We start from the raw sequence: 25,851 nt of genomic DNA on the forward strand, positions 1-25,851 counted from the left end.
GTGATTTTATGCAACCGCCAAAATATATTCTATCTACATGGAAAAAGTTTGATGCTTTTCCGATGGAGACCTTAACAAAGATGTGGGTTTGTCAAAACAGCGACCAACCTAAGCAAAGGTCTGTTTCTCAAATGAAAGAAGATAAAGAAGCTTTTGGAGTTACAGGCAATTGCTTTGACCTTGCCATATGGTTACTGGATGAGTGTAAAAAGGATGGTGTGGAGGCGTATCCTATTGGTCATGACCTTGGCACGGAGCATGCGCATGTTGGGGTAATGGCACTGGATGAACAGGGAAATCGTTATCTGTGTGACTTAGGAGATCAATGGCTTCAGCCTATCTTAATAAACGACGCAGAGAGCTTTACCTCTGAAAAACTTAGTGGCTTTTTTCCTGCAGCAGAGATTCAGGTGATGCCCAGACAAAATGAAGTGGAAATTATGTACCACCGCCCAAATGGAAAGGTGTCTCGCCAAACCTTCCATACAACTCCTGTAGAGATGTCTACCTTTTTACAAGCTGCTGAAGTATCGCAAAAAACCTTACGTCCTAAGCCTTTACTAGAGTGCCGGATTCCTTTTGAAAATGAAATCGCTCATTGGGAATTTTATAATTGGAAAAGCTTTCTCAGTACAACGATGGGACTTAAGCATGACGAACATCTCACTTCGTTAGAAGAATGGGTTGAGCGAATTCACCAAAAAACAGGCTATGATAAAGGATTTTTGCTTCAAGTATTAGAGGGATATGAGAAATTGGGAAACGAAGGAATTTAATTAATGTTGTCGAATTAAAAGGGTAAAGAGGTGAATGAAATGGAGATTAAAGGTATTGGCGGTATTTTTTATCGAAGTCGAAATGTTGATGTATTGAAAGAATGGTACAAACGAGTATTAAACCTTGATATGCAGGACTGGGGTGGAGCAGTTATAACACCAAAAGAGGGCAACATGACGATCTTTTCTCTATTTACCGAAGCAAGTGATTACTTTCCAAACGAACAACAGGTGATGTTGAATTTTCAAGTGGAGTCTATTGAAGACAGTATGAATCATCTTAAACAGCTTGATATCCCGCTCATCAAAGAGCTAGAGGTTAGTGAATATGGAAAGTTCATCTGGATTGAGGATCCAGAAGGTAGAAAGATTGAGCTGTGGGAAAAATAACTCAAATATTTGAGGGCTTCTTTATGCGTAGGTAGGAGTGAAAAGATTGGGTACAAATTTATATTTTGTAAGGCATGCTCATTCCGTATACACCCCAGACGAGTTAGCGAGACCTTTATCGGAAATGGGAATGCTTGATACAATCCAAGTAACAGAAGTACTAAAGCGAGAAACGATTGATGTGGTTCTATCTAGCCCTTACATGCGCGCCATTCAAACTATTCAAGCAGTAGCAGAACACTTTGGGCTAGAAATAGAGGTAATGGAAGACCTTAGAGAGCGGACTTTGGCTGGAGGGGCAGTTGCTAATTTTTCTGAGGCTATCACAAAAGTGTGGCAGGAGCCTAATTTTGCTTGGGAGGGTGGGGAATCAAACCACACTGCACAGCAAAGAGGGATTTTGGTCATTGAACAAGTTCTTGAAAAATACAAAGGGAAAAATGTTGTCATCGGTTCTCACGGCAACATCATGGCTCTTATTATGAACTATTATGACTCAACCTTTGATTTTGCTTTTTGGGAAAAGCTCGATATGCCGGATATATATAAATTGACGTTTGAAGAGAAAAGATTTATTTGTTCCGAAAGATTATGGAGCCGCCAGGAAAGCTTGATTTAGGCTGAAATTATACAATCTTGAGGGCAGTGTGGGTTAGTTGTGCCGCGCAGCGTACGAATATAGTCGTTATGTGTCGAATGGCCTTTATATTAGTAAAAGGCGCAAATAAAAACCAAATAGCGCAAAAATAAATGATATAGCGCAAAAAAAATCAAATAGTCGCAAATAAAACGAAATATACCCATGTAAATTTCAGAAGCCGGTTTGAAAATACCATTGAATCCATAGAATGCCACGAGTGAAGTGCTTCTCATCAGATGTATATTTCCAAACTTTTTTCTAACTAAAAGCTTTCGTTTTTGCATATTCTAAGTATCAAGCACGTTAGCTTTTAGGAGGATTTTTCATGGATGTTTCCATTTTATTAGAATATGCTTGGGTGCTGTTGTTGCTTGTTGCACTTGAGGGGTTACTTGCAGCCGATAATGCTCTCGTGTTGGCAATTATGGTGAAGCACCTCCCTGAAAAACAGCGGAAAAAAGCGTTGTTTTATGGATTAGCAGGTGCGTTTGTGTTTCGATTTGGATCATTGTTTGCTATTTCATTTTTAGTGGATGTCTGGCAGGTTCAAGCCATCGGAGCCCTCTATCTCCTATTTATTTCTTTAAACCATATTTTAAGAAAATATGTTTGGAAAAAGAAAAAGGTGAAGAAAAAGGAAAACAACAGGGCTGGTTTTTGGGGTACGGTGTTTAAAGTAGAGCTTGCAGATATCGCGTTTGCCGTTGACTCTATCCTCGCAGCTGTTGCTCTTGCTGTAACCTTACCTTCCACGCCATTACCAACCATCGGAGGATTGGATGGCGGGAAATTTCTCGTTATATTTGCAGGGGGATTAATTGGACTTATCATTATGCGGTTTGCGGCGAATTTGTTTGTCAAATTGCTAAAGCAGAGACCAGGTTTGGAAATTGCGGCCTTTTTAATTGTAGGATGGGTCGGAGTGAAGCTCCTTGTCTACACAATGGCACACCCTGAACTCGGTATTTTGCCTGAAGGGTTTCCGAAGTCAACAGAGTGGAAGATCACTTTTTATGTGGTGTTGTTATTGATAGCGGCAGGTGGGTGGTTCTTTTCAAAAGTAAAAGAAGAAGAGGCGTTAAGTTAGGGCGTTAACCTGTTGAGGTTAGCGTCTTTTCTATTGGATGCAAAAGGTTTATGCCGGCGGTTGTCGAATATTTTTAACTTGTATTGGTCATTGTGAAATTTTAGGGAACCTCAAGCCTCTAGTTGCGTCTATAGGTTTGAAAGGCTTAAAGAGGTGATGTGTGTGGGAGAACGTGAAGAAAATATTTTTACTGCCGTAAACAGGAATGCTCTTATGGAGCAGCTGTTTGAACAATATGCAATTGATGTGAAAAGGACAGCCTTTCTTTATGTAAAGGATGTCAGTAAAGCAGAGGATATACTACAGGATGTTTTTATTTCATGCTACAACAGCTTTGACACTTTTCGAGGGGAGTGTACCTATAAAACCTGGCTGATACGGATTACCGTTAACAAGTGTCGAGATCATGCTAGAAGGTGGAGCTTTAGAAATATTTTTAGTAGAAAAGATGTTGGAGAGCATTTAGTAGACGTGCGTACTCCTGAATTACTGGCGATAGGGAATGAAACTGGGGCAGAGCTTAGAATAGCGGTTTTTGGACTGCCCCTAAAACTAAGAGAAGTTATTATCTTATATTATTATCAGGAATTAAGTATTTGGGAAATTAGCAAGCTGCTAGACCTCAACGAAAGTACAGTTAAAACAAGGCTGTACAGGGCAAGAACAAGCTTGAAGGAAATGCTGAAGGGTGGTGACTACCATTGGGAGTGAAGCTGAAAAAAGTATTGGAGGATACGGTGCTAGCGGACATTACCGTTACAGATAGGGATAAGTCACGATTTCTTGAAGGGTTAGGAAGGCCGTACAAAAAGAAACGTACCCCAATCAAGCTTTATCTTGCAAGCGTGATAGCGGCATCCATCTTAACAGTATTGGTTTTCTCTTCCATGAGTGGAGAGAAATCCATAACGGATCCAACTACCTCAGTAGACATACCAGAAATTGATGATTTGGTAGAGGGCATGGAACTTGAGCATTATCTTTCTGACAATATGGACAGGGGCAATCATGATTTTTATGATGAGCTAGTGGTTGTGGATACGCGCGTTAAAGATTTCTCCCGAGGAGATATTGTGTATTACAAAGGGAAGGATGGTATGGAATGGCTGACTAGAATCGTTGGACTTGAGGGAGAAATCTTGGAAGTAATGAGCGGGCAGGTTTATATTGATAACAAACGACTGGATACCTTCTATGGAAAAGCACACCGTCTCGGGCTGGATAAAGAAGCGTATTTTCCTGCGATGGATAAGTTAACAATGCAATATAACAGAGAGGGAATGATGGAGCTCTTTGAAACCAATATGCCTGAAATTGAAGTTGGGAAAAACCACTTTTACGGAATGAGTGACGATTGGATGCGAGGGACTCATGGGTTAATTTCCAAAGAGCAGATCATCGGAAAAGTGGTAGGAATTAGAAGCAAATAAGAAAAACGACCAGACAAAGCGCTGGTCGTTTTAATGTAGAGGTCCATTGATTGCGAGATAAAAAACCATCCCTATTGAAGCACAGCCGAGGGAAAATAAAATAATAAAAAATACTTTACGCCACCCTTGTTCTAGGAAGAACACATATATTAGCAAATAATAAACCGCTGCACCTCCAACAAGGGATAAGTAGAACTTGAAAGTTGTGCTTTGGTAGGCAGCATTCGTTAGTGCTGTAAGAGCGGTACCTCCAAAGATGAGCAACCCAATCAAGTTCATCACTAGTTTTATACTTCCTTGTTTTTCTACTTGAGTTTCTGTTTGTTGTAGAGTTGTTTTCAATAGTATCTCCCCTCGCTACTATGTAGTAAATGCACGGGGATACTGTACCACCCCTTGCACATGCTGTAGTGAATTTTTTTGTAACTCCAGTGCCATAAACAGTTCATCAGGTATGTCAAAAGGAGCTTTTATATTCCACAGGCTAGCAGGCTTAAAGCCAAACTTCGGATAATAATCTTGGTGCCCTAATACGATAACAGAAGAGTGGCCAAGCTCTTTTGCTCTGTGTAAAGAGGTATGAATCAATCTGCTGCCAATTCCTTGGTGTTGAAACTCTGGTATCACAGAAACAGGTGCCATAGCTAGAGATTCAATCTCCTGTTCCACATCTACAATCTTTATTTTTGATAGAAGAATATGGCCGACGATTTCCGAGTTTGGAGTTACAGCTACCAAGGAAAGTTCTGGGATGAATTCACCTGATTTTCTAATCCTACTCACAAGAAAATGCTCTTGTTTATCGCTAAACTTTTCGTGTGAAAAAGCTCTTCTTACGACTTCTTCTGTAATGGAATATTCCTTTAAGCGTTCTTGTCTGATTGAGATTTCCATTTAACATCCCACCTATACCCTAATCTGAAAATTATACCAAAAATTTCATGGTGAATGAAGGAATAAGATGGTTTTTGTAGAAGAGAGTAAGGAAAAATTTGTTAGATAAGGCAGGGATGATGACCTTGAACAAAAGTATCGTTAAATCATTTAGTTTTCCTGTTGGATTTTTTTTGCTAGGATGTTTGCTACTAATTATAAGTGGTAATGGGCATGAGTTTGCCAGCACAGTCTCAAGACCGGCAAATGCCTCTTCTTGGTCAACATCCAATGAATTAATTCAGGCATTTACTGTTATTCCAATGATCCTAGGTAGTTGTTTCTTACTGTTATTTGTCATTACCTTTTCCATTTCCTATTTTTTATGGCAAAAAATAAACGTGGAGCGATTACCTTAAGGGAATCGCTCTTTCTATATGTTGATTGGAGTAATTTTTATGAAAAGATTAGTTATGATGACGGTCGGTAAAACACATAGTGGAAAAACCACCTTTGCGAAAAGGTTGGAGCAAGCGATGACGGATTCGGTGGTAATGGATCAAGATAATCACGCTGAATTTATTAATAAACATTATAAGAAACTACAGCCCTCATACGGACCAAATACGCTTAAACATGCGATATCAGAGTTGATTGTTAGCTACACGATTGAACACACAAACGCTCACCTCATTCTTTGCAATGCCAACCGAAGTAGGAAAGGCAGGCAAGCTGTTTTTGAAAAGTTTTTTCCGAGAGACAAATTTATGCGTGTTATCGTTCATTTTGACATTCGGGATGATGTGCTACTTGAGCGAGTAAGGAATAGTGAGCGAACTACGAATATTTTCCGAGGACCGTATGTAAGCTTTGAAGAAGTGCTGAAAAGACAACAGGCAGAGGCAGCAGAGGACCCTTTACCAGAGGAAACAGACTATCTGTTTGAGATAATGGGAGATGAGTATGAAGCGGTTATCTCTGAAATTGTGGAGTTGGAGAGGAGGTTGGAGAAGGATAAATGAAAGTGTTTCGATGGATAAGTACATTGCTCTACATGCATTTACTGAAACACGCCTTACTAAAAGGGAGCAACAAAGGGCTAACAGAAGAAGAGGCTGAACACCTTTCCACAATAAAAAGACAAAATCCATTTGGCTTGGTTGTGCTCATACTAGGTGGCGCGTCCTTTACTTTTGGGCCGGTTTCATTAACCATACCTGTAACCACCATTATTTTGTTTCTTATTTCGTTTGGAACCTTTGATAAAAACAGAGAAGATAATCCGTGGACATTTTACATCGGGTTGGGGTTGAGCTTCATTGGTTTATGGATGAACATAAATGAGATGCTACATGAACATCACTTGCGTTAAGTATGGTGATGCAAAAAGAAGGAGTCAAAAACATGAGAAATCGAGCAGCTGTAGTGATTGTAAAAGATGAACAGGTATGTTTAATAAAAAGAGTGGTAAAGGATTCCGTATATTATGTGTTCCCAGGTGGAGGAATCGAAGAAGGGGAGTCACCAGAAGAAGCGGCAGTCAGAGAGGCGTATGAGGAGCTAGGACTAAATGTAAAAGTTAAGGAATGTTTAGCAAAGGTTCTATTCCATGGCATCCAATATTATTTTGAAGCTGAAGTATTAGCAGGTACCTTTGGAACAGGACATGGTGAGGAGTATCATTCTACGTCTAGTGAGAGAGGTTCGTATACCCCGTGTTGGATAAAACTAGAGGATCTGGCTAATTTGGATGTTAGACCAGATAAAATAGTTAGAATATTGCTGAAACTTCCCTCGATATAAATCGTAGTATTAAATGAAGAACCATACTATGTAAAGGGGGAGTTCAAATGATCTGGCTTTACGTGATAATTCCGATTTTAATCCTAATCATTATTGCTGTTATAACCGAAAAGAAGAATAAGGGCTGGAATTCTCCACTTGATGCAAATAAAGGGAACCATAACATGGAAGCAGAAACGAACATGTATCAGCTAAACAACCAGCAATATGGTGATAGTGGTGGAGGAGACAGTGGTAGCCTGAATTAAGGAGAATCAAATATGAAGCTTGGAACCCCTTTTGCAGCAGGTAATACTGCGAATATTTATTTGAAAAATAATACTGCGATTAAAATTTATCATAACCATATTCCTGAAACAGCATCTTCCTATGAAGCTAGTAAACAAATGGCTGCTTATGAATGTGGTCTGTCTGTTCCAAAAATTTTAGAGGTCATCGACAATGCTTTGGTAATGGAATATGTGAACGGACAAACAGTGGGACAGCTTGCACTGGCGGACATGAATCAGGCAAGTTATTATTTGGAGTTATCGGTAAATGTGCAAAGGGAGATTCATCATAAGAATCCAAATAACTTGGAATCTATGAAAGATAAACTACAGCGGCAAATTGCCATGGCAGACAGTCTTGATTCAGTTACTAAGTCCAAGCTAATAGCTAAGCTGTCAACGATGACCTATAAGCCTAAGCTTTGTCATGGTGATTTTCATTTACATAATCTAATTAAATCGAAAGAACGTATCTACATAATCGATTGGGTGGACGCAACCTTAGGAGATATCCGTGCAGATGTGTATCGTTCCTATCTTTTATATTCACAGGTTTCCGTAGACTTGGCGGAGATGTATATTAGCCTTTACTGCCAGAAGAGCGGACTAACAAAAGAAGCTATCTTTGAATGGGCACCAATAATTGCAGCGGCAAGGTTGGCAGAGAACGTGCAGACGGAGAGTCAGGAACGTCTATTGAGCATTGTGCAGGAAAATTGTTAGAGAGAATGCACAAGCAGTATGGAAGGGGAGCATTATGTTTAAGATTTTTGGTTTTGTCATTATCTTTGCGATAGTGTTCCTGCTTGTCACACTAAATATGGGAGAGCAAATGGGACAGAAATCAGTACTACAGATGGGGTTTAGCCTTGTTATTGGAATTCTCCTTTGGGTAGCGATGAGGGTGACGGATAAAAGTTAAACCTGAATTTTTGATGATTATGTATCAATAATACCTTCTATGGCTATTATCTGAGACATTATTTACTTCTAGCAGTGAAAAGAGGTCTTAAGAAGGTCCATCACGGACAAAATTTGCGCTGAGTGGTGAAAAGAGGTCTTGAAGAGTCCAATCACGGACAAAATTTGCGCTGAGTGGTGAAAAGAGGTCTTGAAGAGTCCAATCACGGACAAGATTTGCGCTCAGCGGTGAAAAGAGGTCTTGAAGAGTCCAAACACGGACAAAATTTGTGCTGAGTGATAAAAATAGGTCTTGAAGAGTCCAAACACGGACAAAATTTGCGCTGAGTGATGAAATAAGGCCTTGAGGGCGTCGATTAAGTGTTAATTTCCCCGTCATAAAAGGGGACGAAAATGTCCCCCTTAACATATCCTCATAAGGTCTTCTTCAACCGTTTCTCTGCAGTTTTCGTGGCAGAAGTAATTGGAACGGTACCAAGTGCTCTTCCAAGCCCAAACTTCGGCATGTTGCCATAAATTGTTTCATAGTTTCCACCAGCCACGATATAGGTTTCATGATAAATTCCGACAGCATCGTTATTTCCTACCTTTTGGTTAAAATCAGCCCATGCCTTTAAGTGTTTGTGGCCTTTTGCATAAGCAAGCAGATGTTCCTCGGATTGCCAATATTGAATCAACAATGAAGTGCGGGGTCTCAAGAAGTTTTCCATCGAAAGGCAGCCTAGCTCTTTGTTCTTATAAAGCTCTTTGATCATAGGCGGCATGGCGAGAAGCACAGGCAGCCATTTGTGAACAGCCCACCACTTGTTTATTCTCATTCCAATGATGAATACAACAAGGTCTTCTTTGTTTTCCTTTAACGTATAGCGTCCTGGAAAAACCGTTTCCCCCATTATTCTTCCTCCTTTAGCTTCCTTATTGTTTCCTCACACCACTTCATGGCTGCTTCTGTAGTAGCTATCCCATAATCTAAAGTGATAATCCAATAGATGGCATCGACATGATCTTTGTGGTGTTCACTTAAATTATGTTTAATTGTCTCGTATGTTTGGTAACGGGCCGTTAGTTTTTCTTTGTACTTAGAGACATTTTCAATAGTGTTTCTTCTGTCTTGGTGACGACTAAAAAACAACTTTAGTAAAAGCTCATTTTTGATTGTTTCAAGTTCTTCTACCGGTTTCTCCAACCAATCACGTAAAGCAATTTCTCCAGCTTTGGTGATTTTATATTCCTTCTTATCTGGTTTTCCTTCTTGAATGGTATGACTGACAGAAGCGTAGCCCTTATCGACAAGCTGTTTTAAAAGGGGATAAATTTGTCCGTAGCTAATTTTCCAAAAGTGATTTAAGCTGCCGTCCATCATTTGTTTAATGGTATATCCTGTGTTGCAGCCAGTAGTAAGAAGACCAAGGATTGCATATTGTGTATTTTCCTTAGACATGAAAGCACCTACTTATATCTTTTTGATATATATCATTATGATATATCAAGCAACCGAAGTCAATATTTTCTGATTCTTCTAGGAATATTCGCCCTTTAGTTTATTAAAATATTGTATTCTACAATTGTGCTTCCAGAATTACATAGAATTTTTAAATGAAGGAGTGGATTTTCAAGTAATCTAGTAATCTATTAATCTCCTAAATGTAAAAGTAGTCGCTGCTGTTTTTTATTGAAAAATAATTGTGGTTGGGAGAGATGTTTGCATGATCAAAATGTATCGTGGTTTTTTGGTATTCAGTTTTACGCTTATGCTTGGAATGGTATTGTCATTAGTTTCTGCTGAAGAAGTGTCCGCTTATAACTGGACGAGAACATTAAGTGAAGGATCAAGCGGTGCCGATGTTAGGGAGTTGCAGATTCGTGTTGCTGGATGGGCTGCAGATTCCCCACAACAAACAGTGGTGTCTGTGGATGGTGAGTTTGGACCTGGAACAAAGGCAGCAGTTATCAGATTTCAACGGGCTTACGGACTTTCAGCAGATGGCGTAGTAGGTCCACAAACACAAGCAAAATTAAACGACTTGGAATCAGCAAATGGTACGAAACATTTTAGCTATAGTGAATTTTATTCTAAAGATGGCAGTCAGTTTAATGGAGGCAATGTCTCTGCAGCGACTGTTAAAGAAAATGTTCGTCGCACGATGTACAAGCTTGAGGCAGTTCGTGTAAAGCTCGGGAATCGTGCCATCAACATTAATTCTGGGTTTAGAAGCATCTCTCACAACCGCAATGTTGGCGGAACATCAAATAGTCAGCATACTTACGGAATTGCAGCCGATATCAGTGTGTCCGGTGTGAGCAATAATACCGTGCAAAATGCAGCAAAAAGCTCAGGATTCAGCGGCATTTACAGTGAAGGCAGCTTCACGCACATGGACAGTCGTGTAGAATACGCATACGGAGCACAGTTCTGGTGGTGGGACTAAATAGATAGATGACAGCTAAATTGCACTTTCACTCATTGTACGAGTGGGAGTGTTTTTTTATGAAGTTCTTTTGTAAATGATTGTTGCTATAAACTAGGAAAAAGTCGGCTTTAAGACTTTTTCCAGTCATTATTCGAAGAAAAGTTGCTTTATATTTAAAGCTTCCTCCTCGAAAAGAGCACGACAGCAACGTCTATCACGTTTTGCTTAACTATGCGCAGGAGCAACAAAATTTACGAAAACAGCCTTTTATGAAGACGCTACAAATATCCTCTTGTTAGAAGGACAATTCATCCACTATATGGAATTACTTAAAGTGGAAATGACAACTTTAGAATGTTGAAAGGATGAAGATAGATGAAGGCGATGATGGTGACAGACTTTGGAGGAACTGAGTTTCTTAAGCTGAAAGAAATAGATATTCCAAAAATTAAGGCTGATGAGGTTTTAATTAGAGTTATAAAGACAAGTGTCAACTATGCAGATATTAAATCTAGGTATGGCAAAAAAGGAACAGCACTGCCATTTATCCCGGGTTTGGATGCCACAGGTTACATTGAAGAAACAGGCAAAGATGTGACGAGATTGAAAAAGGGGCAACGGGTTATTGCCTTTCCGAAGAACGGATCGTATGCAGAATATGTAGTTGCATCTTCCCTCCTTGTATTTCCGATTCCAGATGAACTGGATTTTCTAACCGCAGCAGCTTGTCCCATTGTTTCCTTTTTGGCACATCGACTGCTCTACAATGTTGCACAAATCAAAGAAGGCGAATCGGTTCTTGTTCATGCTGCGGCAGGTGGAGTGGGGACAACTGCCATTCAACTGGCAAGGCTTATGGGAGCAGGTAAAATCATTGGAACCGTTGGTAGCTATGAGAAAATAAAGATGGCAGAGGAAAGTGGCGCTGATTATGTGATTTGCTATGAAGAGGAAGATTTTGCAGAAAAGACGAATGAATGGACAGCTGGTAATGGAGTGGATATTATCCTCGATTCAGTTTCAGGGGAAGTGACAGAAAACAGTATGAACTGTTTGGCCCCATATGGGAGATTGGTTCATTTCGGAAATTCTAGCGGCAAGGTTGGAGAGATAACAACAGTAGATTTGCATTCAAGCTGCCGATCTGTATTGGGTTTCAGTCTTGGAACGACGAGAAAGCTTCGCCCGCAGCTCTTACAGGAAACTGCTTCTAAGGTATTGCCTCTTTTAGCTAACAAACAATTGAAAATGAAAATAGGTCATGAATTTGCACTTGAAGATATTGCCCAAGCACATCTGTTAATGGAAGGTAGGAAGAATAAAGGGAAAATTATTATAAATGTAGGAGAGTAGCCAGCCTATGATGTTTGCCATTATTGCTTTATGTTTATCCTTATTACTTGGCGTTTTTTTAAGTCGAATATACAACGAGAAAAAGCTGATTATCTGGGGTTTAGTAACGATGTTTTCGGTTGCTCCTTTCTTTTCATGGATCATTGCTATTCTTTATGGAACAGAAGTAGAGAATGGTTTTGCTGCAATGGGAATTTTGATAGTATTGTTCCCGGTACTGTTTCTAGTGGGAATTGGCATATTATTTGCAGGAATTTATAAAAAGGTGACAGGGGAAAACCTTTAGCGCTGAAACTTGTACCAGAAAGGATAAAAAAATGACAAATATAGATAAAAGAAACAGGCTGGACGAATCTCCCTTTAGCTATAGAACATCAAAAGATAGCACCGTTTTCCTTGAATATGAAGGAAGACAGGTGAAAATTTTAAAGGGAAAAGAAGCCACTAAATTTCTAGAGAAAATGGATTTTGCAACCGGGGAAAAAGAAATGCAGTTAATCATGGCTAAAGTTACTGGAAACTTTAAGCGTGGGAATGAGCGAAATACAGATAGAAGTCTATAAAAAGTGGTGATGGTGTGGGGGTTCCAACAATAAGAGCAATTGATTTGGAGGATTATTCATACGTTTCCATGTGGAGCAAGGATGATCGGTTTTGTATTGCAAATGGTTGGGGAATCAGGAGAAGCGAGGATGAGCTCTATTCATGGTGGCTTCGTTGTGTTCAGAACAACTCTAGGGATTTTGTAAGAATGGGAATTGAATATAATTCGAGATTAATAGGATATGCTGACTTAGCCAATATTAAAGATAATACCGCGGAGATTGGTATAGCAATCGGCGAGAGCAAACTTTGGGGTAGTGGAATAGGAACAAAATCCCTTGAGCAGTTCATGGACTATGCAAAAGAAATACTAGGTATTTATGTGTTTGAAGCGGAAACTCATGAGGAGAATATCCGCTCAAAAAAGATGCTGAACAAACTAGGGTTCGTTGAGGTTAGCAGAATTGGTAGGGAGATGTACAAGGGGAGTGAAGGTCAGCTAATACAATACAGATTTAAAGGGGGGGAATGGTAGAATGATACAAACGGAAAGAGTAACTCCAAGGCATATTATCTCTGCTGCAGCGATTGTATTGAATGAAAAAAATGAAGTCCAATTGACGAAGCATTGAAGATGGTTAACTTCAAAAATTTTAACAAGGGGATTGAGTATTGTTTAGATGAAACAATGCATCCTTTCTACATAGAGTTTTAACTATTTATTGATAAGGATTGATATGATGGATGTCAAATACTTTTATGAAGGTGAACTAATCTATGAAACACACACAACAGACCTCAGCGGATTAATGATGGCAATTGAAAGATCCAACAGCATTCATTTTGAGAATGACTCCTATACCTTTGATGCCTTTTTCTTGAATCATTATGAACAGGATGGAATTTGGTATGAGGAACTCGTGGTTCATTTGGTGAAGTAAAAACAATAGGGGATGTTATAATTTATTTTTAATAGTTAGCCTATATACTTGTTTAAGGAGAGAGTTTTATGAATGAAGCATCGCAGAACTACTGGGAAAAATTTTGGGATTCTAAGGGGCAAGATGCGCCAGGAAGTGTAAGTGCTTGGCAGTTTGGAGCTAAACCAGACCAATTGGCTCAATAAGTAATTGATGGTGTGAAAACAGCTACTTGTTCTGGGCATATTTTCTATGAAATCGAAAACGAACCTTTGCCTACTGTGGAAGATTACAGTATTATCTTAAATAGTAAAGATGAACCTTTAGCAATTATTAAAACTACAGAAGTGAATGTATTGCCGATGAATGAGGTTTCGGAGGAATTTGCTATCGCTGAGGGTGAAGGGGACAGAACGTATCGTTATTGGAAAGAAGCTCATGAAAAATTCTTCACAAAAGAATTAAAAGATTTAGGGCTTGAATACTCGGAAGATATGTTATTGGTATGTGAGCGTTTTGAGTTAGTGCATGCTAAAAAATAATGGAGAAAACGCTTGGGATTGTATCCAAGCGTTTTTATGTGCAAAATCAAACATGAACAGGAGAGAAAAAAATGACCAAATTTTACATAGCATCCAGTTTGAAAAATAAAAATGCTGTGCGTGAAGTTAGCAATCATCTAAGTATGAAGGGCTTCACCCAAACCTATGATTGGACTCAAAATGAACGGGTGGAAACCTTGGAAGACTTGAAGCTGATTGGCGAAGAAGAACTTTCAGCAGTCTTGGAAGCAGATTTTATCATTGTGATGTTACCAGCTGGAAAAGGTAGTCATATCGAGTTTGGAGTCGCACTTGGACAAGGGAAGAAAATCTATCTGTACGCCGATAATGATGAAATGAATAACGTGGAAACTACAAGTACGTTTTATCATCTAAATAACGTTGAAAAAATCGTAGGTTCGAAAGAAGAGTTGGTGGAGCGAGTAGCATTACATAAATGATTCCAGCCATCATTCTGACACATGTCTAATAAATTTGACCGGTAACATTTAGTAAAATAAGGATATAAAGATAATTTCTAACTATGGAAAGAGGGGATGAAGTTGGAGATTCAATCAAGAAAGTTCTTATTTTACTTTTTCGGGGGTTACTTAATCTTAATGTTGGCGTTAATCTTTTTTTCTTCATCCACGGATTTGACTGGAAAGGGTAGCAAAGAAGAATTCACTAAATCCTTTCAAGAGAGTTTGGCACACACGGAGAAAAGAAACGAAGAGAAGGCAAAGAAAGAACCATTATGGGATGTACCAAATCATATTGCAGCACCTATACTTATACTAGCTTCCATATTGGATATTGCGATCATTCTTCTCTGGGCTCGTAACGAAAACAGAAAGCGAGAGGCGCAGGAAGCTGGAAATATTCAGATAAAGAAAAGATGGTCTGATCACAAATGGTTTTGGAATGTCATTGCAATGGGTGTGGTGCAGCCGAAAAATGGTAGAATAGTTATCGTATGGCGCAATTTAATCGCTGCTCTAATCTTGTTGACTGCTCTCAAGTTTGTAGTATTAGATCGCCTTTAATGGAAGGAGGAAGCCACAGTGAAAATTGCCTGCATTGGTGATAGTCTCACAGATGGTAAACCAGGAGTTTCTTTTGTGAAAATATTAAAAAAGAGATTCCCTGAAATTCGATTTGTGAATCTTGGCAAAGCCGGGGAAACGGTAAAAAGCTTACATACGAGATTAACGAAAAGCCCGATGGATCAGGATTTTGATATAGCTTTCCTCTGGATAGGAGTTAATGATATTTATTCACGGTTATTGAAAGTCCAAGCCCAGCCAATCACAAGAAGTTCAGAGGAATTTAAGGAGTGCTATGAGAATCTATTAGAATTAATATTAAAGTCTTCCAAAAAGGTAGTAGTAGTTACTCCTGCCCTAATAGGGGAGACTATTAACCCTTCTAATAGAGGACTTCTCAATCTGTCGATGATTATAGAAGAGATTTCAAAAGAACATAAAAATGTTTCCTTTATTGATCTTCATGCGACGTTTATGAAGAGATTGGAGACATTACAAACCAAGGATTACTTGAGCACCGGAGTCATGACTCTTTTAAAGGATGTTTTCTTTTATAAGAGTGCAAAGCGAGTAGACCGTCTGGCAGCAGAGCGTGGCCTACACCTGACGATGGATGGCATCCATTTGAACAGTAAAGGTGCGGAGTTGGTTGCTAAAGAATATGCAAAGGTGATCGATTCGTTTTAAAATCTCTTAAACCTCCTCCATATTTTCTGCAAAAATTTTGGGTAAACTAGCTTTTATGGAACTCAAAAGGAGGAGTAAGAAAATGAAGAAACGATATTTTTTTAGTGCATTTACATTAGCGACTGCCATTACGTTATCAGGTTGTGCTGCAGATGATGATGGTGCAGCGCCAAATCAAAACCAAACCAAAGAAGATTCGCAAGAAGAGCATGGTGATCATGGTGGACATGAAGGCATGGATATGTCAGGCTCTGGTGAAGTGCCAGAAGGGCTAAAGGAAGCGGAAAACCCTAAGTTTAAAGTGGGAAGTACTGCAATGATTACAGACGCCCATATGCCAGGCATGGAAGGTGCAGAGGCAACCATTGTTGGTGCTTATGACACATACGTTTATACGGTGACATATGAACCTACAACAGGTGGAGAAAAAGTAGAGAACCATAAATGGATCATTCATGAGGAAGTGAAAGATGCCCAGGATAATCCTTATGACCCTGGTGACGAAGTGGTGATAGAAGCAGCGCACATGGAAGGTATGAAAGGTGCTACTGCCACCATTGATTCCATGGAAAAAACAACCGTTTATATGGTAGATTTCACGCTAACAGATAATGGGGAAGAAGTGACCAACCATAAATGGGTAACCGAAAGTGAGCTTTCTGAAAAAGAATAGGATAAAAAAAACTTGGGGCGATGCCATCAATAGGCAATCTTCCCAAGTTTTTTATTTCTTATATTTATCATTCCAACGATATCCCACACCCCAAATAGTTTGAAGGTGCGCTTCGACTGGAAAACCGCCTGCTCGAAGTTTATCTCGGAGATTTCGAATATGAGAATCAATCGTGCGGTTTTCTGTTTCTGTTTTAAAGTCCCAGATCGAATCAATTAGATGCTCTCTTGAGAATACCTTGTCTCGGTGAAGAAGAAACTTTTCTAATAAAGCGAACTCCTTTGGGGTAAGGGTAATGGTAGTTTCTTTATAGGTCACTTGAAAAGAATAAGTGTAAAGATTTAGTCCTTTAAAATGGATTGGTAAATCAGTGCTAGAAGTAATTTTTGTTCTTCTAAGTACGGCCTCTATTCTTGCTAGAAGTTCCTCCTCATTAAAGGGTTTGGGAATATAGTCATCTGCTCCGTTTTTCAGGCCTTTTACAATGTCCTCTTTATCGTTTCTTGCTGTAAGCATGATGATAGGGACGTCGGAAAAAATACGAATATTTCTTAACGTTTCCCATCCATCCATTTCCGGCATCATTATATCTAACAGAATCAAATCTGCATCGTCCTTTTCTAGAAATGCCACTCCTTCTTTACCGGATTGTACTTTTACACAACGATATTCATAGGGAGCTAAATATAAAGACAGAAGCTCTAACATTCGTATTTCATCATCTATTAACAGTATTTTCTTCATCATGTTTCACCTCAAGTGCAATGATTACCGTCGTTCCTTTGTTAACTTCGGATTGTATGGTAATTTCTCCATTATGTTCTTCGACTAATTCTTTTACAATTGATAAGCCTAGTCCAGTTCCACCTGTTAGCCTGGATCTCGATCTTTCTGCGCGAAACATTCGGTCAAACACAAAGGGAAGGTCTTCTTCAGTAATTCCGATACCTTCGTCCTGAATGATTATGTTTGCTTTCGTTAAAAAGATAGAAGTTGTTGCCCCTTTATCGGAAAACTTACGCGCATTATCTAATAGGTTTACGATTATCTGTTCAAATCGGGCTGGATCAATATCCGCTACAAAGTCGTCATGATGGTGGAATTCCAAATGCTGCTCCTCATATTGGAAAACTGGTACTGTCTTCTCATATATAGCTTGTACAAATGCGCTCATTCTTGTTTTTTCTTTTTGAATAGAAAACGTGTTTTGATCCATTTTCGCAAGTTCAAATAAATCTTTTAGCATGTCTGATACTTTAAGAGATTCTTCATGAATAATATGGAGATAGCGCATTCTTTCTGCTTCACTTAGGTGTGATTTTTTACCAAGTTCTGCAAATCCCTTAATATAAGTAAGTGGCGTTCTTAGTTCATGGGAGATGCTAGCAAGAAACTCATTTCGTTCAATTTGCAAATGGTGCAAATGATTTGATAGGGCTTGAATGGACTGAGCCAGTTCCCCTATCTCATCCTGTTTTTTAACTGGTAGTTCAACCGAAAAATCCCCTTTGCTTAACCTTCCTGTTGCATCTTTCATTCTTTCAAGAGGTTTCGTGAGTAAACGAATTAAAAAGAAATTAGTCAAGAACAAAAAGAAAAGAATAATAACTGCAGCAATGCCAAAATGATGGTTTAATTGTTGTACAAGTTGTTGAAATTGATTTGTGCTTTTTAACATATAAACAATGCCAGTAGTGCCTTCTGTTTGAAATGGGGAAACCGTGGATACATAGCGGTTGTCCTTCCAATTATCTTGTAGTATTTGCTCCGTTTTCCCTCTATTTTCTCGTATGTCATCCGGGATTTCCGCTTCTGAAAGAGAAGAAGCGAGTACTTCTTGCTCTTGTGACATAATGATAACTTCCGTATCTGTTATTAATTCCATTAACTCAATATGGTTAAGGGTGCTTGAATCAAAAGACGTCTCAAGAACATCTCGATGGCTGTTTCCTCTAGCTAGCAAAGCCTCAAGCTCTTCTTCTATTAGCGAATTCACCACATGCCGATGAAGAACACTCATGGATATTGCTTCTATAACAAGGATGCTAAGAAAAAACCAAATACCTAACTTTGTTGAAAATTTCATGTGAAACACCCTATTCTATGTAGACATACCTATTATTTTAAATGAAATTTATCAAAAATGTGTGCAGATTTGTACAAGAAGGCTGTTTTCGGCAAACATAGTTAAGACACACGTGATAAAGGTTGCTGTCGTGCTCTTTTCGTGGAGGAGTTTTTTCACGTGGCAATTTTTCTTCGCATAATGATTGGAATAAGCCTTAAAGTCGACTTTTTCTTAGGTTTTAAGAAGCAATCTTTTAGAAAAGAGTCTTCAAGAAAAAACACACCCACCTTTTACAAGGGGATGTGTTAATCTTTTATGCCATCATCTCTCTACAAGCAGCAGCACAACGCCTGCAAGCTTCTGCACATCGCTGGCAATGGTCATGCTGATGCTTCTCGCACTCATCTGCACATGCCTCACATATTTCTGCACAAAGTCCGCATACTTGTTGAATAAATGGGCTATTTGATTGAAGGGCTTTTGCCGTAAAGGCGCAAATATCTGCACACTCTCGATCTGTACGAATACAAGCAGCCATCATTTTCACATCTTCTTCTGCTAAACAAGCATCAAAACAGGTGTTACACGCCTCCATGCACGCTAAGCATTCTTCTAAACATTTTTGTAGGTGTTCCTGACTTAACATGTAAAAACTCCTTTCCTATTTGCTTTCCGTTTTTATGTACCCAATCTATCCAATGTTTAACGGAAAGTTGAAAACTCCATATAATCTGCACAAAATTGTTACAAAATCTATTCTCTCAATAAAATGGGTAATTATGCTAAAATTAAGAGACTATTGAAGCTGGGGGGATTTTACAATGTACCGCATTGAAACAGTATTCATACCTGTAAGTGAAATTCAAAGCGCTAGGGAATGGTATTCTAGCGTGTTGGGAATCGAATTTGGCGAGGTTCAGTTTGAGCACTTATGTGTGGCAGAGATGCAAGGCGCAACGGTCATCCTTGATATGATGCCAAAATGGCGCAATGAAAATGGAGAGCTACCAGTCTTACAAGCTCCTGTTATTCAGTTTGGTACAGATGATATTGAAGCATCCTTTCATAAGATGAAGGATAAAGATGTGGAGATGGTGACAGGTATTGAGCATGGTCATTATTTTGTGTTTAAGGATCCGGATGGTAATAGATTGATGGTTTCGCAGTGTTAAGCGAAAAACTATTCAATGTTTATTAGAACAGAGTCCTACAGGAAATATTTTAAAAGTTACTTATTATCTACAATTACAATAATTATAATAAGTGCGGTAATGATTTACATGGTTTTTTCTAGCAATAATCCTTATGAGGTTGGTGGTATACAAAGGGGAGTTTTAGAAACAGGAGAATATTGGCGTTTTGTTACGTATGCATTCCTACACCATAACGTTTATCACTATTTATTTAATGCGGGTGCTATACTAATTTTTGGTCCTCCGCTTGAAGAAAAGCTTGGAAAAACTAGATTTCTTATGTTAATTATTGGCACGGTCATACTGACACCTATTCCAATTATTTTTACAACACCTATTGCAGGAGTTGGAATTTCTGGCTTCGTATTTGGAATGTTGGGGTTTTATTTATTCAATCGACGCTACTTGCTCGAAGATGAATTTGATAGAAAGTTAATCATACAGTTTACGATTTTTAGTTGGGTATTCACATTTATCTTTTCTGCTTTTACCCAACAAATCGTAACAATAATGGGACACTTGGGTGGTTTTATGACAGGCTTGTTTTTAGGAATGATTTCTCACCTGGAAAATTCTAAATCAAAGAAAGGTGCACCATACTAACGGCGCACCTTTTTCTACTACTTCACAAGCTCTCGGTGCTCAAGTAATAATCGCAGCCATTGAGCTGGATTTTTGAAGGAGTCGTTCTTTTCGCTGCGATATGGATTGATGTAAAGGTGCCAGCCAAGGGCCCGATAAACACAAGAAAGCTGGTCGGAGATGTGTGAAATTTGTTCTAATTTTTTCATTGGCGCAAAAGTGGTCCATGGCTCTAAATAATACGGCCTGAACTCATTGACCATATCAAACCACTCTGCTTCTGATTCTATTAAATCATCTAATGCGTGCCAGAAAACCCTTGTACTGAAAAACGGATGCGTTACAGCAGCATCTCCCCAATCAAAAAACATGACTTCATTTTCCCACACATGAATGTTCCCAGAATGCAAATCACCATGATCGATGGAATAAGGAACTACGCCATTCATCTGCTCGCACATGTGAATAATTTCGGAATCTAGCGCCATTATCTGTTCTGTTTCTTCTTGTGACAATCCAGTTTCGCACATAGCTAATAAGTTTTCCTGTATTTCAATTATTAATTTTGGAAAGCGTCTGTCAGGAGTACCTGTTGCAAGCAAGGTAGCAACCTGTTTTGTTTCTTGAACCTGTAAATCTGCATATTCCTGTAACGCTTTTTTCCATACGCTTTTATCCTTTGTTTCCCTTAGAAGGGTGCCTTGCAGTTCTTTCATAAAAAACCAGGGGTGTGACGGGTGAGAAGCAACCACCTCCACTATTTTATCAGGATGCCGTTGAAACAATTCTTCTGTTAATCTAGGTTCAAATTTAGCTGAAGGACCGATGGCTTTAAAATATAGACTGCCATTCATACTAGTAATTTTTTTTATAAAAGAAAGATCCGTGTTTTTAATTATTTTCGTGTCCCCAATTTCACGGTCTAGCAATTCCTCAGCCCAGCTTTGTGACTCGATATCAAGATTCAACATGTTTCATTCTCCTGTTCATTATTGGATAAAAAAACATTCTACACGAGATGGAAACTTTCCTCTTTCCAATTCGTAGAAAAAGGTGGCCATTATGAATCGAAAAGTTGCGGTATTTTTAATCACATGGTTTTTGTTTCTAATTTGGGTTTATTGTGCTGTGTATATTGCTTCTACTCAGGATTGGTGGGGAGCTCTCAGCTTACTCAAGCACACGGATGAGTTAGAAGTTTGGACAACCTCCTATTGGAAAGTACTGCGCGGTGGGATGGTGTTTACTCTATTAGGGATTTGTTTATATTTTTTGATTGGAAGGCTAGATAAAAATAACGACCAGCAACGTTATCGTAGCAGATGATAAACAGTTTTATTTGCAAAGGATTGATTTATATTGACCAAGAAGATCTGGTTAAGATTAGTTTTTTCTTTAATAGTATTCTGCCTTTTTTTCATAAGTTACTCTGCTTTTAGTATTTGGTCCTTTGGTAACAATGTTCAATTAGTTAAATCGGATGTTGCTGTGGTCCTTGGTGCTGCTGCTTGGGATAATGAGCCATCTCCTGTTTTGCGTGAGAGGGTAAATCATGCAATCTGGCTTTATGAGAATGATTACGTAGATAAAATTATCTTTACTGGTGGTAAGGGTGAAGGTGATAAGTATGCAGAATCTGAGATTGCAAGAGATTATGCTATCAAACACAATGTTCATTCTGATGATATTTTGATAGAAACTAAATCAACAATTACAGAAGAGAACCTTAAATATGCATATGAAATTGCGAAGGAGAATAACCTCAACACATTTACAATTGTAAGCGATCCTTTGCATATGAAAAGAGCAATCTTGATTGCAAAAAACACTGGAATGGAAGCATATTCATCCCCTACTCAAAGTTCCGTATACAAAACATTGAATAGCAAAGTACCATTCTTCCTACGTGAGTTGTTTTTCTATATCGGTTATCTATTTAGTTTACCATTGAGGTAATATCAGTAAGAGAGGGACCATTACAGAAGATCTTTTCTACGTTGTAATGGTGTAAAAAGGGAGTGGCTAAGTGAGAAAGTTGAGTATTATAATAATGATGTTTCTGATTCTAGCAGGATGCACTAAAACGATTGAAGAAACTAGTCTAGTGGAAGGGTTCGAGCTTAAAAATACGCAAGCTTACTCGGTTTCTGTTAACGGTCAGCATGTTGATGTTATTCCTTTATTTGAACCTTACATGGAATATATCTCTAGCCAAAGGGAGAAAAAAGGTAATAGAGAGGATGTCTTTTCCGAATTAGTAACGAAAGAAATAAGTCAGGAAATTTATGGATCAAAATACTATTTACAGAATGATCTTCACTTTATTGTTCCAAGTAATATCGATAAGCTTGAACATTACATAAAAAATCTTGATGAAAAATTTAGTGAAATAAAAAATATTATTGAAAAAAGTATTGGTGACTCCTCACGACTTTTATCTGGCAGTGACTACAAAATTTATCTAACTCCATATAATCCTGATATCAGTTCACTAGATATGGAAGGTGTGGCTGGCTTTGCTACTGACAAAGGTGCAATGTTACTACAAATCGACCCAGATAATTATACGGAAAACAGTATTAAACAAACCATTGCTCATGAGTATCATCATCTCGTTTATATGGAAATATCGGATTATAAAATACGCAAACATAATTTGATGGAACTTGTGATGATGGAAGGGAAGGCGGATTCTTTTACAAAATTGGTTTATCCAGATTATGAAGTTGGCTGGATTGAACCACTAAGCGAAAACGAACAAGGAGCTATTAGAAATTATTTAGATAAATATCAGAGTTCCTATGATTTAGATCACTATTATCAGATGCGAGCAGGCATTCCAAGTAGTGGGATTCCTAAGTGGGCACTTTATAGAGTGGGTTATCAGATGATGCAAGAGTATTTGGAGAAAAATAACGAATTAGCCACTAAGGATTGGTCATTGATAAAAGCTGCTGAAATTTTAGAACAATTGGAGAGTGATAAGCCATGAACTTAGTAGATACACTGTTTCAGCTTTTCGTGTTTGGTTTAATCATCTTATTTGTTGTCTCTTTTACATTTTTCATTAGAAGACTACTCATCAATGCATCTGTACGAAATCAACAATTGAAGGAAATGAATGAAAAATTGGATAGACTAGTAAAACAGGTAGAAAAGAAAAGTTAGATGATTTCGGAGGACGGTACGATGGAAATTAGAGTGTTAGGTAAAGAAGATGCCAAGCAATATCGTGAGCTTCGCCTTGAGGGATTAAAGGGAGTGCCAGAAGCCTTTAGTTCGAGTTTTGATGAGGAAAGTAAGATGGATGTGGCTGCCTTTGCAAGTAGATTTGGAGCTGCGCACGTTTTTACTTTTGGTGCATTTATAGAGCAGAAACTAGCAGGTACGGTGACTTTAATATGTGAAACGAAGATCAAAATTAAGCATCGCAGTCATATTGTCGCGATGTATGTTTCAGATGAGTTTCGCAAACAAGGTGTGGGAAAAATGTTGATGGAAACGGCGATTCATCGGGCTAGTGAGCAAGAAGGTGTAGAACAAGTTTTATTAACCGTTAATGCGAGCAATGAGCCTGCTAAAAAGCTTTATCAGTCACTGGGTTTCACCACGTTTGGAGTGGATGTTCGAGCGTTGAAGGTTGGAAATACCTATTATGATGAGGAAATGATGGTTTTAGCGTTATAAGATTTGTGCTGGTCTATTTGGGCCAGCTTTTTATTTTGTAACTTTTTATAAGGTAGCACGTTGTAATAGGTGAAAAAGGGAGGGAGTTGATGGGGTGAATCATTTACGAAAAAAACAACAGATTGATAGTTGGTATGAAAAATATAGCAATGATGTGTATAATTACGCTTTTTTTATGATTGGTGACCAGGAGCAGGCAAAGGACATCCTGCAGGATACTTTTGTTCGAGCCTTCAATAATTTGGAGCATTTTCGCGGTGGGCAAGAGAAAAGCTGGTTGTTTCGGATTGCGCGGAACTTAACCATTGATACGGTCAGAAAGAAAAAAACTCTCTTAAATTATTTAAGTTTTTCTCCTTATAAATTGTCCAATGAAAAGTCAGCAGAAGACCTGGCAATTTTAAACGAAACGGAAAAGCAATTATACCTTGCGTTAAGTAAAATGAAAGCCTCACAAAGGGATGTCATTATTTTACGAAAAATAAAGGAGTTTTCGATTAGCGAAACTGCGGATATCCTTGGTTGTACAGAAGCAAAGGTGAAGGTCGACTTGTTTCGAGCGCTAAAAGTATTACGCGCAGAATTGGAAAAGGAGGGTTATCAGCATGAAGCAATCTAGTAGATATGAAGATACGGACTTTCAAGCGTTGAACCGAAAAATATCGCTAAATGAGAAGGACCGACATGATGTGTTAGAGAGGATACATGAAAAGATTGATGTGGCACCGACCACTCGAAAGTCTTCGCCACCACGGAAGTATTATTTTGCGATGGCAGCTGCTGCGGTTGTGTTTATGTTGGTTTTGGTGCCATCCTTACTGTCCAATTTTAATAAGCCGAATCTTTCTGAAGGAGGAACAATAACAGACCAACACTCTTCACAAGCAGAATTAGAAGAGATTCTATCCTCCTACGGATATGCAGAAATACTTCATCAGGAAGAAGTGGAGAATGGGGTAGTGGTATTATTCACGGATTATATTAAGAAAGATGTAAATATTATTGAGTTAAATGCCGTGTTTGTTAGAAAAACAGAGGATGGCTGGGATAAATCTTTGGATGGGGGCAGCCATACTTTCCTGGAACAGACAGAGCTCAGCTACCAGCTACTGCTGGCTTCAAGTGATCAATCACCTTTCCCATTATTGTTTGGTAGCATCATCGACCCAGCAATCACACAGGTGCAAGTGACGAACCTGGACAATAAGCAAGAATACACAGCAGAGATAATCACATCTGAAAATGGAAAGAGCTACTGGTATGCTTTTGTGGATGCTAATTCTCTTGATGCATATGAAATCCAAGGAGTCGGTGAGAACGGTATGCCTATACAATCATCACTGACACATAATGAAAGTGCATTAGATTTCGAGTTAACGGAAGAGGAGGGGAAAGTATATGAATTATTAAAAGCGGATTTGGATGTGAAGCATGCGAAAGATCTCCCTCCAATTAGTATAGCTAAACTTTATGTGCAGGCTAGCCTTGATAAGGAGTGGGAGGTAAAATATGAGCTCTATACAGATAGAGAGGATAGGCATCAAATTTCGAAAGAAGAATACTTTAATGAAATGACCAATCAAACAAAGGAGCAAATTGAGAACTCTTTTTTTGGAATACAGGATGGGACCTTCCGTGAATCTGAAGATGGTAGTGGCGGCCACATTAGCTTTATGAATATAAGTGGAGAGGTGTGGGGCTTTTCCATGGTGAAAGAGGAAGATGGTAGCTGGAGTGTGTCATTTATACCACTTCAGTAATCAAGATGTGAGGCCAGCAAGTAGCCCGGGAAGACTACTTGCTGGCTTCCTTTTATGCGGAGTGCGGATATTAGCGGTATTTGTCGAAAGGCCTTTATCTTCAGGTAAGTCGCAAATAAAACCACCAAAGTCGCAAATAAATCGAAACCTCCGCAAATAAAACCGCTAAACCCGCAAATAAAATCAAATCTCCGCAA

Annotated in this window: 40 protein-coding genes and 2 pseudogenes; 34 read left to right on the plus strand and 8 right to left on the minus strand. The window is 38.7% G+C overall.

Annotation, left to right across the window (positions count from 1 at the left end):
• Positions 1 to 8: 8 nt before the first annotated feature.
• From FIU87_RS04605 to FIU87_RS04630, 6 genes are all read left to right on the plus strand, one after another.
• Complete coding sequence (locus FIU87_RS04605) at positions 9 to 776, plus strand: hypothetical protein (protein ID WP_152446410.1); 768 nt, start codon at positions 9 to 11, stop codon at positions 774 to 776.
• A gap of 39 nt (positions 777 to 815) precedes the next feature.
• Positions 816 to 1,166 (plus strand): VOC family protein, encoded by a 351-nt coding sequence (locus FIU87_RS04610; RefSeq protein ID WP_152443509.1) that lies wholly within the window; start codon positions 816 to 818, stop codon positions 1,164 to 1,166.
• A 46-nt stretch (positions 1,167 to 1,212) separates the two neighbouring features.
• Positions 1,213 to 1,785 carry a histidine phosphatase family protein gene (locus tag FIU87_RS04615; RefSeq protein WP_152443510.1) on the plus strand — a complete coding sequence of 191 codons (573 nt, stop codon included), beginning with the start codon at positions 1,213 to 1,215 and terminating at the stop codon, positions 1,783 to 1,785.
• Between the two features lie 346 nt (positions 1,786 to 2,131).
• Positions 2,132 to 2,893, plus strand: coding sequence for a TerC family protein (locus FIU87_RS04620; protein WP_152443511.1), 762 nt, complete (start codon positions 2,132 to 2,134; stop codon positions 2,891 to 2,893).
• A gap of 162 nt (positions 2,894 to 3,055) precedes the next feature.
• Positions 3,056 to 3,604, plus strand: a complete 549-nt coding sequence (locus tag FIU87_RS04625; protein WP_253905512.1) for a sigma-70 family RNA polymerase sigma factor — start codon at positions 3,056 to 3,058, stop codon at positions 3,602 to 3,604.
• Positions 3,601 to 4,323 carry a S26 family signal peptidase gene (locus FIU87_RS04630; protein ID WP_253905569.1) on the plus strand — a complete coding sequence of 241 codons (723 nt, stop codon included), beginning with the start codon at positions 3,601 to 3,603 and terminating at the stop codon, positions 4,321 to 4,323. Before FIU87_RS04625 ends, FIU87_RS04630 begins: the two co-directional genes overlap by 4 nt.
• 30 nt (positions 4,324 to 4,353) lie before the next feature.
• Here the strand turns inward: FIU87_RS04630 and FIU87_RS04635 are convergent, their stop codons facing one another.
• Together FIU87_RS04635 and FIU87_RS04640 are read right to left on the minus strand one after the other, a co-directional pair.
• A complete protein-coding gene (locus FIU87_RS04635) occupies positions 4,354 to 4,665 on the minus strand; it encodes a hypothetical protein (protein ID WP_152443514.1) in 312 nt (103 codons plus the stop codon).
• An 18-nt stretch (positions 4,666 to 4,683) separates the two neighbouring features.
• Positions 4,684 to 5,217 carry a GNAT family N-acetyltransferase gene (locus FIU87_RS04640; protein WP_152443515.1) on the minus strand — a complete coding sequence of 178 codons (534 nt, stop codon included), beginning with the start codon at positions 5,215 to 5,217 and terminating at the stop codon, positions 4,684 to 4,686.
• 98 nt (positions 5,218 to 5,315) lie between these two features.
• Here FIU87_RS04640 and FIU87_RS04645 point away from each other — a divergent pair, with 98 nt between their 5' ends.
• The 7 genes from FIU87_RS04645 to FIU87_RS20930 are packed head-to-tail and all read left to right on the plus strand — an operon-like array spanning position 5,316 to position 8,190.
• A complete protein-coding gene (locus FIU87_RS04645; RefSeq protein ID WP_216647548.1) occupies positions 5,316 to 5,615 on the plus strand; it encodes a hypothetical protein in 300 nt (99 codons plus the stop codon).
• A 39-nt stretch (positions 5,616 to 5,654) separates the two neighbouring features.
• Complete coding sequence (locus FIU87_RS04650) at positions 5,655 to 6,218, plus strand: AAA family ATPase (protein ID WP_152443517.1); 564 nt, start codon at positions 5,655 to 5,657, stop codon at positions 6,216 to 6,218.
• On the plus strand, positions 6,215 to 6,568 hold the full coding sequence (locus FIU87_RS04655) for a cell division protein FtsK (RefSeq protein ID WP_152443518.1): 354 nt from the start codon (positions 6,215 to 6,217) through the stop codon (positions 6,566 to 6,568). Before FIU87_RS04650 ends, FIU87_RS04655 begins: the two co-directional genes overlap by 4 nt.
• Positions 6,569 to 6,600: 32 nt before the next feature.
• Positions 6,601 to 6,999, plus strand: coding sequence for an NUDIX hydrolase (locus FIU87_RS04660; protein ID WP_152443519.1), 399 nt, complete (start codon positions 6,601 to 6,603; stop codon positions 6,997 to 6,999).
• A gap of 47 nt (positions 7,000 to 7,046) precedes the next feature.
• Positions 7,047 to 7,247, plus strand: a complete 201-nt coding sequence (locus tag FIU87_RS04665) for a hypothetical protein (RefSeq protein WP_152443520.1) — start codon at positions 7,047 to 7,049, stop codon at positions 7,245 to 7,247.
• Between the two features lie 12 nt (positions 7,248 to 7,259).
• Positions 7,260 to 7,991 (plus strand): phosphotransferase family protein, encoded by a 732-nt coding sequence (locus FIU87_RS04670; protein ID WP_152443521.1) that lies wholly within the window; start codon positions 7,260 to 7,262, stop codon positions 7,989 to 7,991.
• Positions 7,992 to 8,025: 34 nt separating this feature from the next.
• Positions 8,026 to 8,190, plus strand: coding sequence for a hypothetical protein (locus tag FIU87_RS20930; protein ID WP_172970955.1), 165 nt, complete (start codon positions 8,026 to 8,028; stop codon positions 8,188 to 8,190).
• 412 nt (positions 8,191 to 8,602) lie between these two features.
• Here the strand turns inward: FIU87_RS20930 and FIU87_RS04675 are convergent, their stop codons facing one another.
• Positions 8,603 to 9,082, minus strand: a complete 480-nt coding sequence (locus FIU87_RS04675; protein ID WP_152443522.1) for a DUF4188 domain-containing protein — start codon at positions 9,080 to 9,082, stop codon at positions 8,603 to 8,605.
• Positions 9,082 to 9,630 (minus strand): PadR family transcriptional regulator, encoded by a 549-nt coding sequence (locus tag FIU87_RS04680; RefSeq protein ID WP_152443523.1) that lies wholly within the window; start codon positions 9,628 to 9,630, stop codon positions 9,082 to 9,084. Before FIU87_RS04680 ends, FIU87_RS04675 begins: the two co-directional genes overlap by 1 nt.
• Positions 9,631 to 9,895: 265 nt before the next feature.
• On the opposite strand from FIU87_RS04680, the gene FIU87_RS04685 reads away from it, so the two are divergent.
• From FIU87_RS04685 to FIU87_RS04735, 12 genes and pseudogenes are all read left to right on the plus strand, one after another.
• Positions 9,896 to 10,618, plus strand: coding sequence for a D-Ala-D-Ala carboxypeptidase family metallohydrolase (locus FIU87_RS04685; RefSeq protein ID WP_152443524.1), 723 nt, complete (start codon positions 9,896 to 9,898; stop codon positions 10,616 to 10,618).
• 357 nt (positions 10,619 to 10,975) lie between these two features.
• Positions 10,976 to 11,953 (plus strand): quinone oxidoreductase family protein, encoded by a 978-nt coding sequence (locus FIU87_RS04690; protein WP_152443525.1) that lies wholly within the window; start codon positions 10,976 to 10,978, stop codon positions 11,951 to 11,953.
• Positions 11,954 to 11,960: 7 nt separating this feature from the next.
• The gene (locus FIU87_RS04695) at positions 11,961 to 12,239 is read left to right on the plus strand and encodes a hypothetical protein (protein ID WP_152443526.1); all 279 of its coding nucleotides are present in this window, start codon (positions 11,961 to 11,963) and stop codon (positions 12,237 to 12,239) included.
• Positions 12,240 to 12,270: 31 nt separating this feature from the next.
• A complete protein-coding gene (locus FIU87_RS04700) occupies positions 12,271 to 12,516 on the plus strand; it encodes a hypothetical protein (protein ID WP_152443527.1) in 246 nt (81 codons plus the stop codon).
• Between the two features lie 14 nt (positions 12,517 to 12,530).
• Complete coding sequence (locus FIU87_RS04705; protein WP_253905513.1) at positions 12,531 to 13,031, plus strand: GNAT family N-acetyltransferase; 501 nt, start codon at positions 12,531 to 12,533, stop codon at positions 13,029 to 13,031.
• 78 nt (positions 13,032 to 13,109) lie between these two features.
• Positions 13,110 to 13,211, plus strand: a pseudogene (locus tag FIU87_RS21345) (ADP-ribose pyrophosphatase); the annotation flags it as partial.
• Between the two features lie 7 nt (positions 13,212 to 13,218).
• Positions 13,219 to 13,437, plus strand: a complete 219-nt coding sequence (locus FIU87_RS04710; protein WP_152443528.1) for a hypothetical protein — start codon at positions 13,219 to 13,221, stop codon at positions 13,435 to 13,437.
• Between the two features lie 68 nt (positions 13,438 to 13,505).
• A pseudogene (locus FIU87_RS04715) lies at positions 13,506 to 13,958 on the plus strand (ASCH domain-containing protein).
• A gap of 71 nt (positions 13,959 to 14,029) precedes the next feature.
• Positions 14,030 to 14,419, plus strand: a complete 390-nt coding sequence (locus FIU87_RS04720) for a nucleoside 2-deoxyribosyltransferase (RefSeq protein WP_152443529.1) — start codon at positions 14,030 to 14,032, stop codon at positions 14,417 to 14,419.
• A 102-nt stretch (positions 14,420 to 14,521) separates the two neighbouring features.
• Positions 14,522 to 15,004, plus strand: a complete 483-nt coding sequence (locus tag FIU87_RS04725; protein ID WP_152443530.1) for a hypothetical protein — start codon at positions 14,522 to 14,524, stop codon at positions 15,002 to 15,004.
• Between the two features lie 18 nt (positions 15,005 to 15,022).
• Positions 15,023 to 15,691 (plus strand): SGNH/GDSL hydrolase family protein, encoded by a 669-nt coding sequence (locus tag FIU87_RS04730; RefSeq protein ID WP_152443531.1) that lies wholly within the window; start codon positions 15,023 to 15,025, stop codon positions 15,689 to 15,691.
• Positions 15,692 to 15,773: 82 nt separating this feature from the next.
• Entirely contained in the window at positions 15,774 to 16,364 is a 591-nt protein-coding gene (locus FIU87_RS04735; protein ID WP_152443532.1) for a YdhK family protein, read from the plus strand.
• 51 nt (positions 16,365 to 16,415) lie between these two features.
• On the opposite strand, the gene FIU87_RS04740 is transcribed toward FIU87_RS04735, so the two are convergent.
• The 3 genes from FIU87_RS04740 to FIU87_RS04750 form a co-directional block, all read right to left on the minus strand.
• Positions 16,416 to 17,108, minus strand: coding sequence for a response regulator transcription factor (locus FIU87_RS04740; RefSeq protein ID WP_152446412.1), 693 nt, complete (start codon positions 17,106 to 17,108; stop codon positions 16,416 to 16,418).
• Positions 17,083 to 18,450: a sensor histidine kinase gene (locus FIU87_RS04745; RefSeq protein ID WP_152443533.1), complete on the minus strand. Its 1,368-nt coding sequence runs from the start codon at positions 18,448 to 18,450 to the stop codon at positions 17,083 to 17,085. The genes FIU87_RS04740 and FIU87_RS04745 overlap by 26 nt, the downstream gene beginning before the upstream one ends.
• A 295-nt stretch (positions 18,451 to 18,745) precedes the next feature.
• The gene (locus FIU87_RS04750; protein ID WP_152443534.1) at positions 18,746 to 19,078 is read right to left on the minus strand and encodes a four-helix bundle copper-binding protein; all 333 of its coding nucleotides are present in this window, start codon (positions 19,076 to 19,078) and stop codon (positions 18,746 to 18,748) included.
• A gap of 175 nt (positions 19,079 to 19,253) precedes the next feature.
• Here FIU87_RS04750 and FIU87_RS04755 point away from each other — a divergent pair, with 175 nt between their 5' ends.
• Together FIU87_RS04755 and FIU87_RS04760 are read left to right on the plus strand one after the other, a co-directional pair.
• A complete protein-coding gene (locus tag FIU87_RS04755; protein ID WP_152443535.1) occupies positions 19,254 to 19,604 on the plus strand; it encodes a VOC family protein in 351 nt (116 codons plus the stop codon).
• A gap of 15 nt (positions 19,605 to 19,619) precedes the next feature.
• The gene (locus FIU87_RS04760; protein WP_152443536.1) at positions 19,620 to 20,228 is read left to right on the plus strand and encodes a rhomboid family intramembrane serine protease; all 609 of its coding nucleotides are present in this window, start codon (positions 19,620 to 19,622) and stop codon (positions 20,226 to 20,228) included.
• Between the two features lie 17 nt (positions 20,229 to 20,245).
• Here the strand turns inward: FIU87_RS04760 and FIU87_RS04765 are convergent, their stop codons facing one another.
• Positions 20,246 to 21,178, minus strand: coding sequence for a phosphotransferase (locus FIU87_RS04765; protein ID WP_152443537.1), 933 nt, complete (start codon positions 21,176 to 21,178; stop codon positions 20,246 to 20,248).
• Positions 21,179 to 21,269: 91 nt separating this feature from the next.
• Between FIU87_RS04765 and FIU87_RS04770 the strand changes: the two genes are divergently transcribed.
• The 7 genes from FIU87_RS04770 (at position 21,270) to FIU87_RS21350 (ending at position 25,654) form a co-directional block, all read left to right on the plus strand.
• Entirely contained in the window at positions 21,270 to 21,533 is a 264-nt protein-coding gene (locus FIU87_RS04770; protein WP_152443538.1) for a hypothetical protein, read from the plus strand.
• A 33-nt stretch (positions 21,534 to 21,566) separates the two neighbouring features.
• On the plus strand, positions 21,567 to 22,163 hold the full coding sequence (locus FIU87_RS04775; protein ID WP_216647549.1) for a YdcF family protein: 597 nt from the start codon (positions 21,567 to 21,569) through the stop codon (positions 22,161 to 22,163).
• 70 nt (positions 22,164 to 22,233) lie between these two features.
• Positions 22,234 to 23,199 carry a DUF2268 domain-containing putative Zn-dependent protease gene (locus FIU87_RS04780; RefSeq protein ID WP_152443540.1) on the plus strand — a complete coding sequence of 322 codons (966 nt, stop codon included), beginning with the start codon at positions 22,234 to 22,236 and terminating at the stop codon, positions 23,197 to 23,199.
• Positions 23,196 to 23,375, plus strand: coding sequence for a DUF4083 domain-containing protein (locus FIU87_RS04785; protein WP_152443541.1), 180 nt, complete (start codon positions 23,196 to 23,198; stop codon positions 23,373 to 23,375). The genes FIU87_RS04780 and FIU87_RS04785 overlap by 4 nt, the downstream gene beginning before the upstream one ends.
• A gap of 21 nt (positions 23,376 to 23,396) precedes the next feature.
• Positions 23,397 to 23,894 (plus strand): GNAT family N-acetyltransferase, encoded by a 498-nt coding sequence (locus tag FIU87_RS04790; protein ID WP_152443542.1) that lies wholly within the window; start codon positions 23,397 to 23,399, stop codon positions 23,892 to 23,894.
• 94 nt (positions 23,895 to 23,988) lie between these two features.
• Complete coding sequence (locus FIU87_RS04795) at positions 23,989 to 24,513, plus strand: RNA polymerase sigma factor (protein WP_152443543.1); 525 nt, start codon at positions 23,989 to 23,991, stop codon at positions 24,511 to 24,513.
• Positions 24,500 to 25,654: a hypothetical protein gene (locus FIU87_RS21350; RefSeq protein WP_253905514.1), complete on the plus strand. Its 1,155-nt coding sequence runs from the start codon at positions 24,500 to 24,502 to the stop codon at positions 25,652 to 25,654. Before FIU87_RS04795 ends, FIU87_RS21350 begins: the two co-directional genes overlap by 14 nt.
• The last annotated feature ends 197 nt before the right edge of the window (positions 25,655 to 25,851 follow it).

The organism is Bacillus sp. THAF10 (assembly GCF_009363695.1).
Taxonomy (GTDB): domain Bacteria; phylum Bacillota; class Bacilli; order Bacillales; family Bacillaceae_I; genus Sutcliffiella_A.

Coding starts and splice junctions, on each gene's coding strand:
- FIU87_RS04605 (WP_152446410.1), top strand. CDS start 9: ATGCAACCGCCAAAATATATTCTATCTACATGGAAAAAGTTTGATGCT.
- FIU87_RS04610 (WP_152443509.1), top strand. CDS start 816: ATGGAGATTAAAGGTATTGGCGGTATTTTTTATCGAAGTCGAAATGTT.
- FIU87_RS04620 (WP_152443511.1), top strand. CDS start 2,132: ATGGATGTTTCCATTTTATTAGAATATGCTTGGGTGCTGTTGTTGCTT.
- FIU87_RS04640 (WP_152443515.1), bottom strand. CDS start 5,217: ATGGAAATCTCAATCAGACAAGAACGCTTAAAGGAATATTCCATTACA.
- FIU87_RS04650 (WP_152443517.1), top strand. CDS start 5,655: ATGAAAAGATTAGTTATGATGACGGTCGGTAAAACACATAGTGGAAAA.
- FIU87_RS04655 (WP_152443518.1), top strand. CDS start 6,215: ATGAAAGTGTTTCGATGGATAAGTACATTGCTCTACATGCATTTACTG.
- FIU87_RS04660 (WP_152443519.1), top strand. CDS start 6,601: ATGAGAAATCGAGCAGCTGTAGTGATTGTAAAAGATGAACAGGTATGT.
- FIU87_RS04665 (WP_152443520.1), top strand. CDS start 7,047: ATGATCTGGCTTTACGTGATAATTCCGATTTTAATCCTAATCATTATT.
- FIU87_RS04670 (WP_152443521.1), top strand. CDS start 7,260: ATGAAGCTTGGAACCCCTTTTGCAGCAGGTAATACTGCGAATATTTAT.
- FIU87_RS20930 (WP_172970955.1), top strand. CDS start 8,026: ATGTTTAAGATTTTTGGTTTTGTCATTATCTTTGCGATAGTGTTCCTG.
- FIU87_RS04675 (WP_152443522.1), bottom strand. CDS start 9,082: ATGGGGGAAACGGTTTTTCCAGGACGCTATACGTTAAAGGAAAACAAA.
- FIU87_RS04680 (WP_152443523.1), bottom strand. CDS start 9,630: ATGTCTAAGGAAAATACACAATATGCAATCCTTGGTCTTCTTACTACT.
- FIU87_RS04685 (WP_152443524.1), top strand. CDS start 9,896: ATGATCAAAATGTATCGTGGTTTTTTGGTATTCAGTTTTACGCTTATG.
- FIU87_RS04690 (WP_152443525.1), top strand. CDS start 10,976: ATGAAGGCGATGATGGTGACAGACTTTGGAGGAACTGAGTTTCTTAAG.
- FIU87_RS04695 (WP_152443526.1), top strand. CDS start 11,961: ATGATGTTTGCCATTATTGCTTTATGTTTATCCTTATTACTTGGCGTT.
- FIU87_RS04700 (WP_152443527.1), top strand. CDS start 12,271: ATGACAAATATAGATAAAAGAAACAGGCTGGACGAATCTCCCTTTAGC.
- FIU87_RS04720 (WP_152443529.1), top strand. CDS start 14,030: ATGACCAAATTTTACATAGCATCCAGTTTGAAAAATAAAAATGCTGTG.
- FIU87_RS04735 (WP_152443532.1), top strand. CDS start 15,774: ATGAAGAAACGATATTTTTTTAGTGCATTTACATTAGCGACTGCCATT.
- FIU87_RS04740 (WP_152446412.1), bottom strand. CDS start 17,108: ATGAAGAAAATACTGTTAATAGATGATGAAATACGAATGTTAGAGCTT.
- FIU87_RS04745 (WP_152443533.1), bottom strand. CDS start 18,450: ATGAAATTTTCAACAAAGTTAGGTATTTGGTTTTTTCTTAGCATCCTT.
- FIU87_RS04750 (WP_152443534.1), bottom strand. CDS start 19,078: ATGTTAAGTCAGGAACACCTACAAAAATGTTTAGAAGAATGCTTAGCG.
- FIU87_RS04755 (WP_152443535.1), top strand. CDS start 19,254: ATGTACCGCATTGAAACAGTATTCATACCTGTAAGTGAAATTCAAAGC.
- FIU87_RS04760 (WP_152443536.1), top strand. CDS start 19,620: ATGTTTATTAGAACAGAGTCCTACAGGAAATATTTTAAAAGTTACTTA.
- FIU87_RS04765 (WP_152443537.1), bottom strand. CDS start 21,178: ATGTTGAATCTTGATATCGAGTCACAAAGCTGGGCTGAGGAATTGCTA.
- FIU87_RS04770 (WP_152443538.1), top strand. CDS start 21,270: ATGAATCGAAAAGTTGCGGTATTTTTAATCACATGGTTTTTGTTTCTA.
- FIU87_RS04785 (WP_152443541.1), top strand. CDS start 23,196: ATGAACTTAGTAGATACACTGTTTCAGCTTTTCGTGTTTGGTTTAATC.
- FIU87_RS04790 (WP_152443542.1), top strand. CDS start 23,397: ATGGAAATTAGAGTGTTAGGTAAAGAAGATGCCAAGCAATATCGTGAG.
- FIU87_RS21350 (WP_253905514.1), top strand. CDS start 24,500: ATGAAGCAATCTAGTAGATATGAAGATACGGACTTTCAAGCGTTGAAC.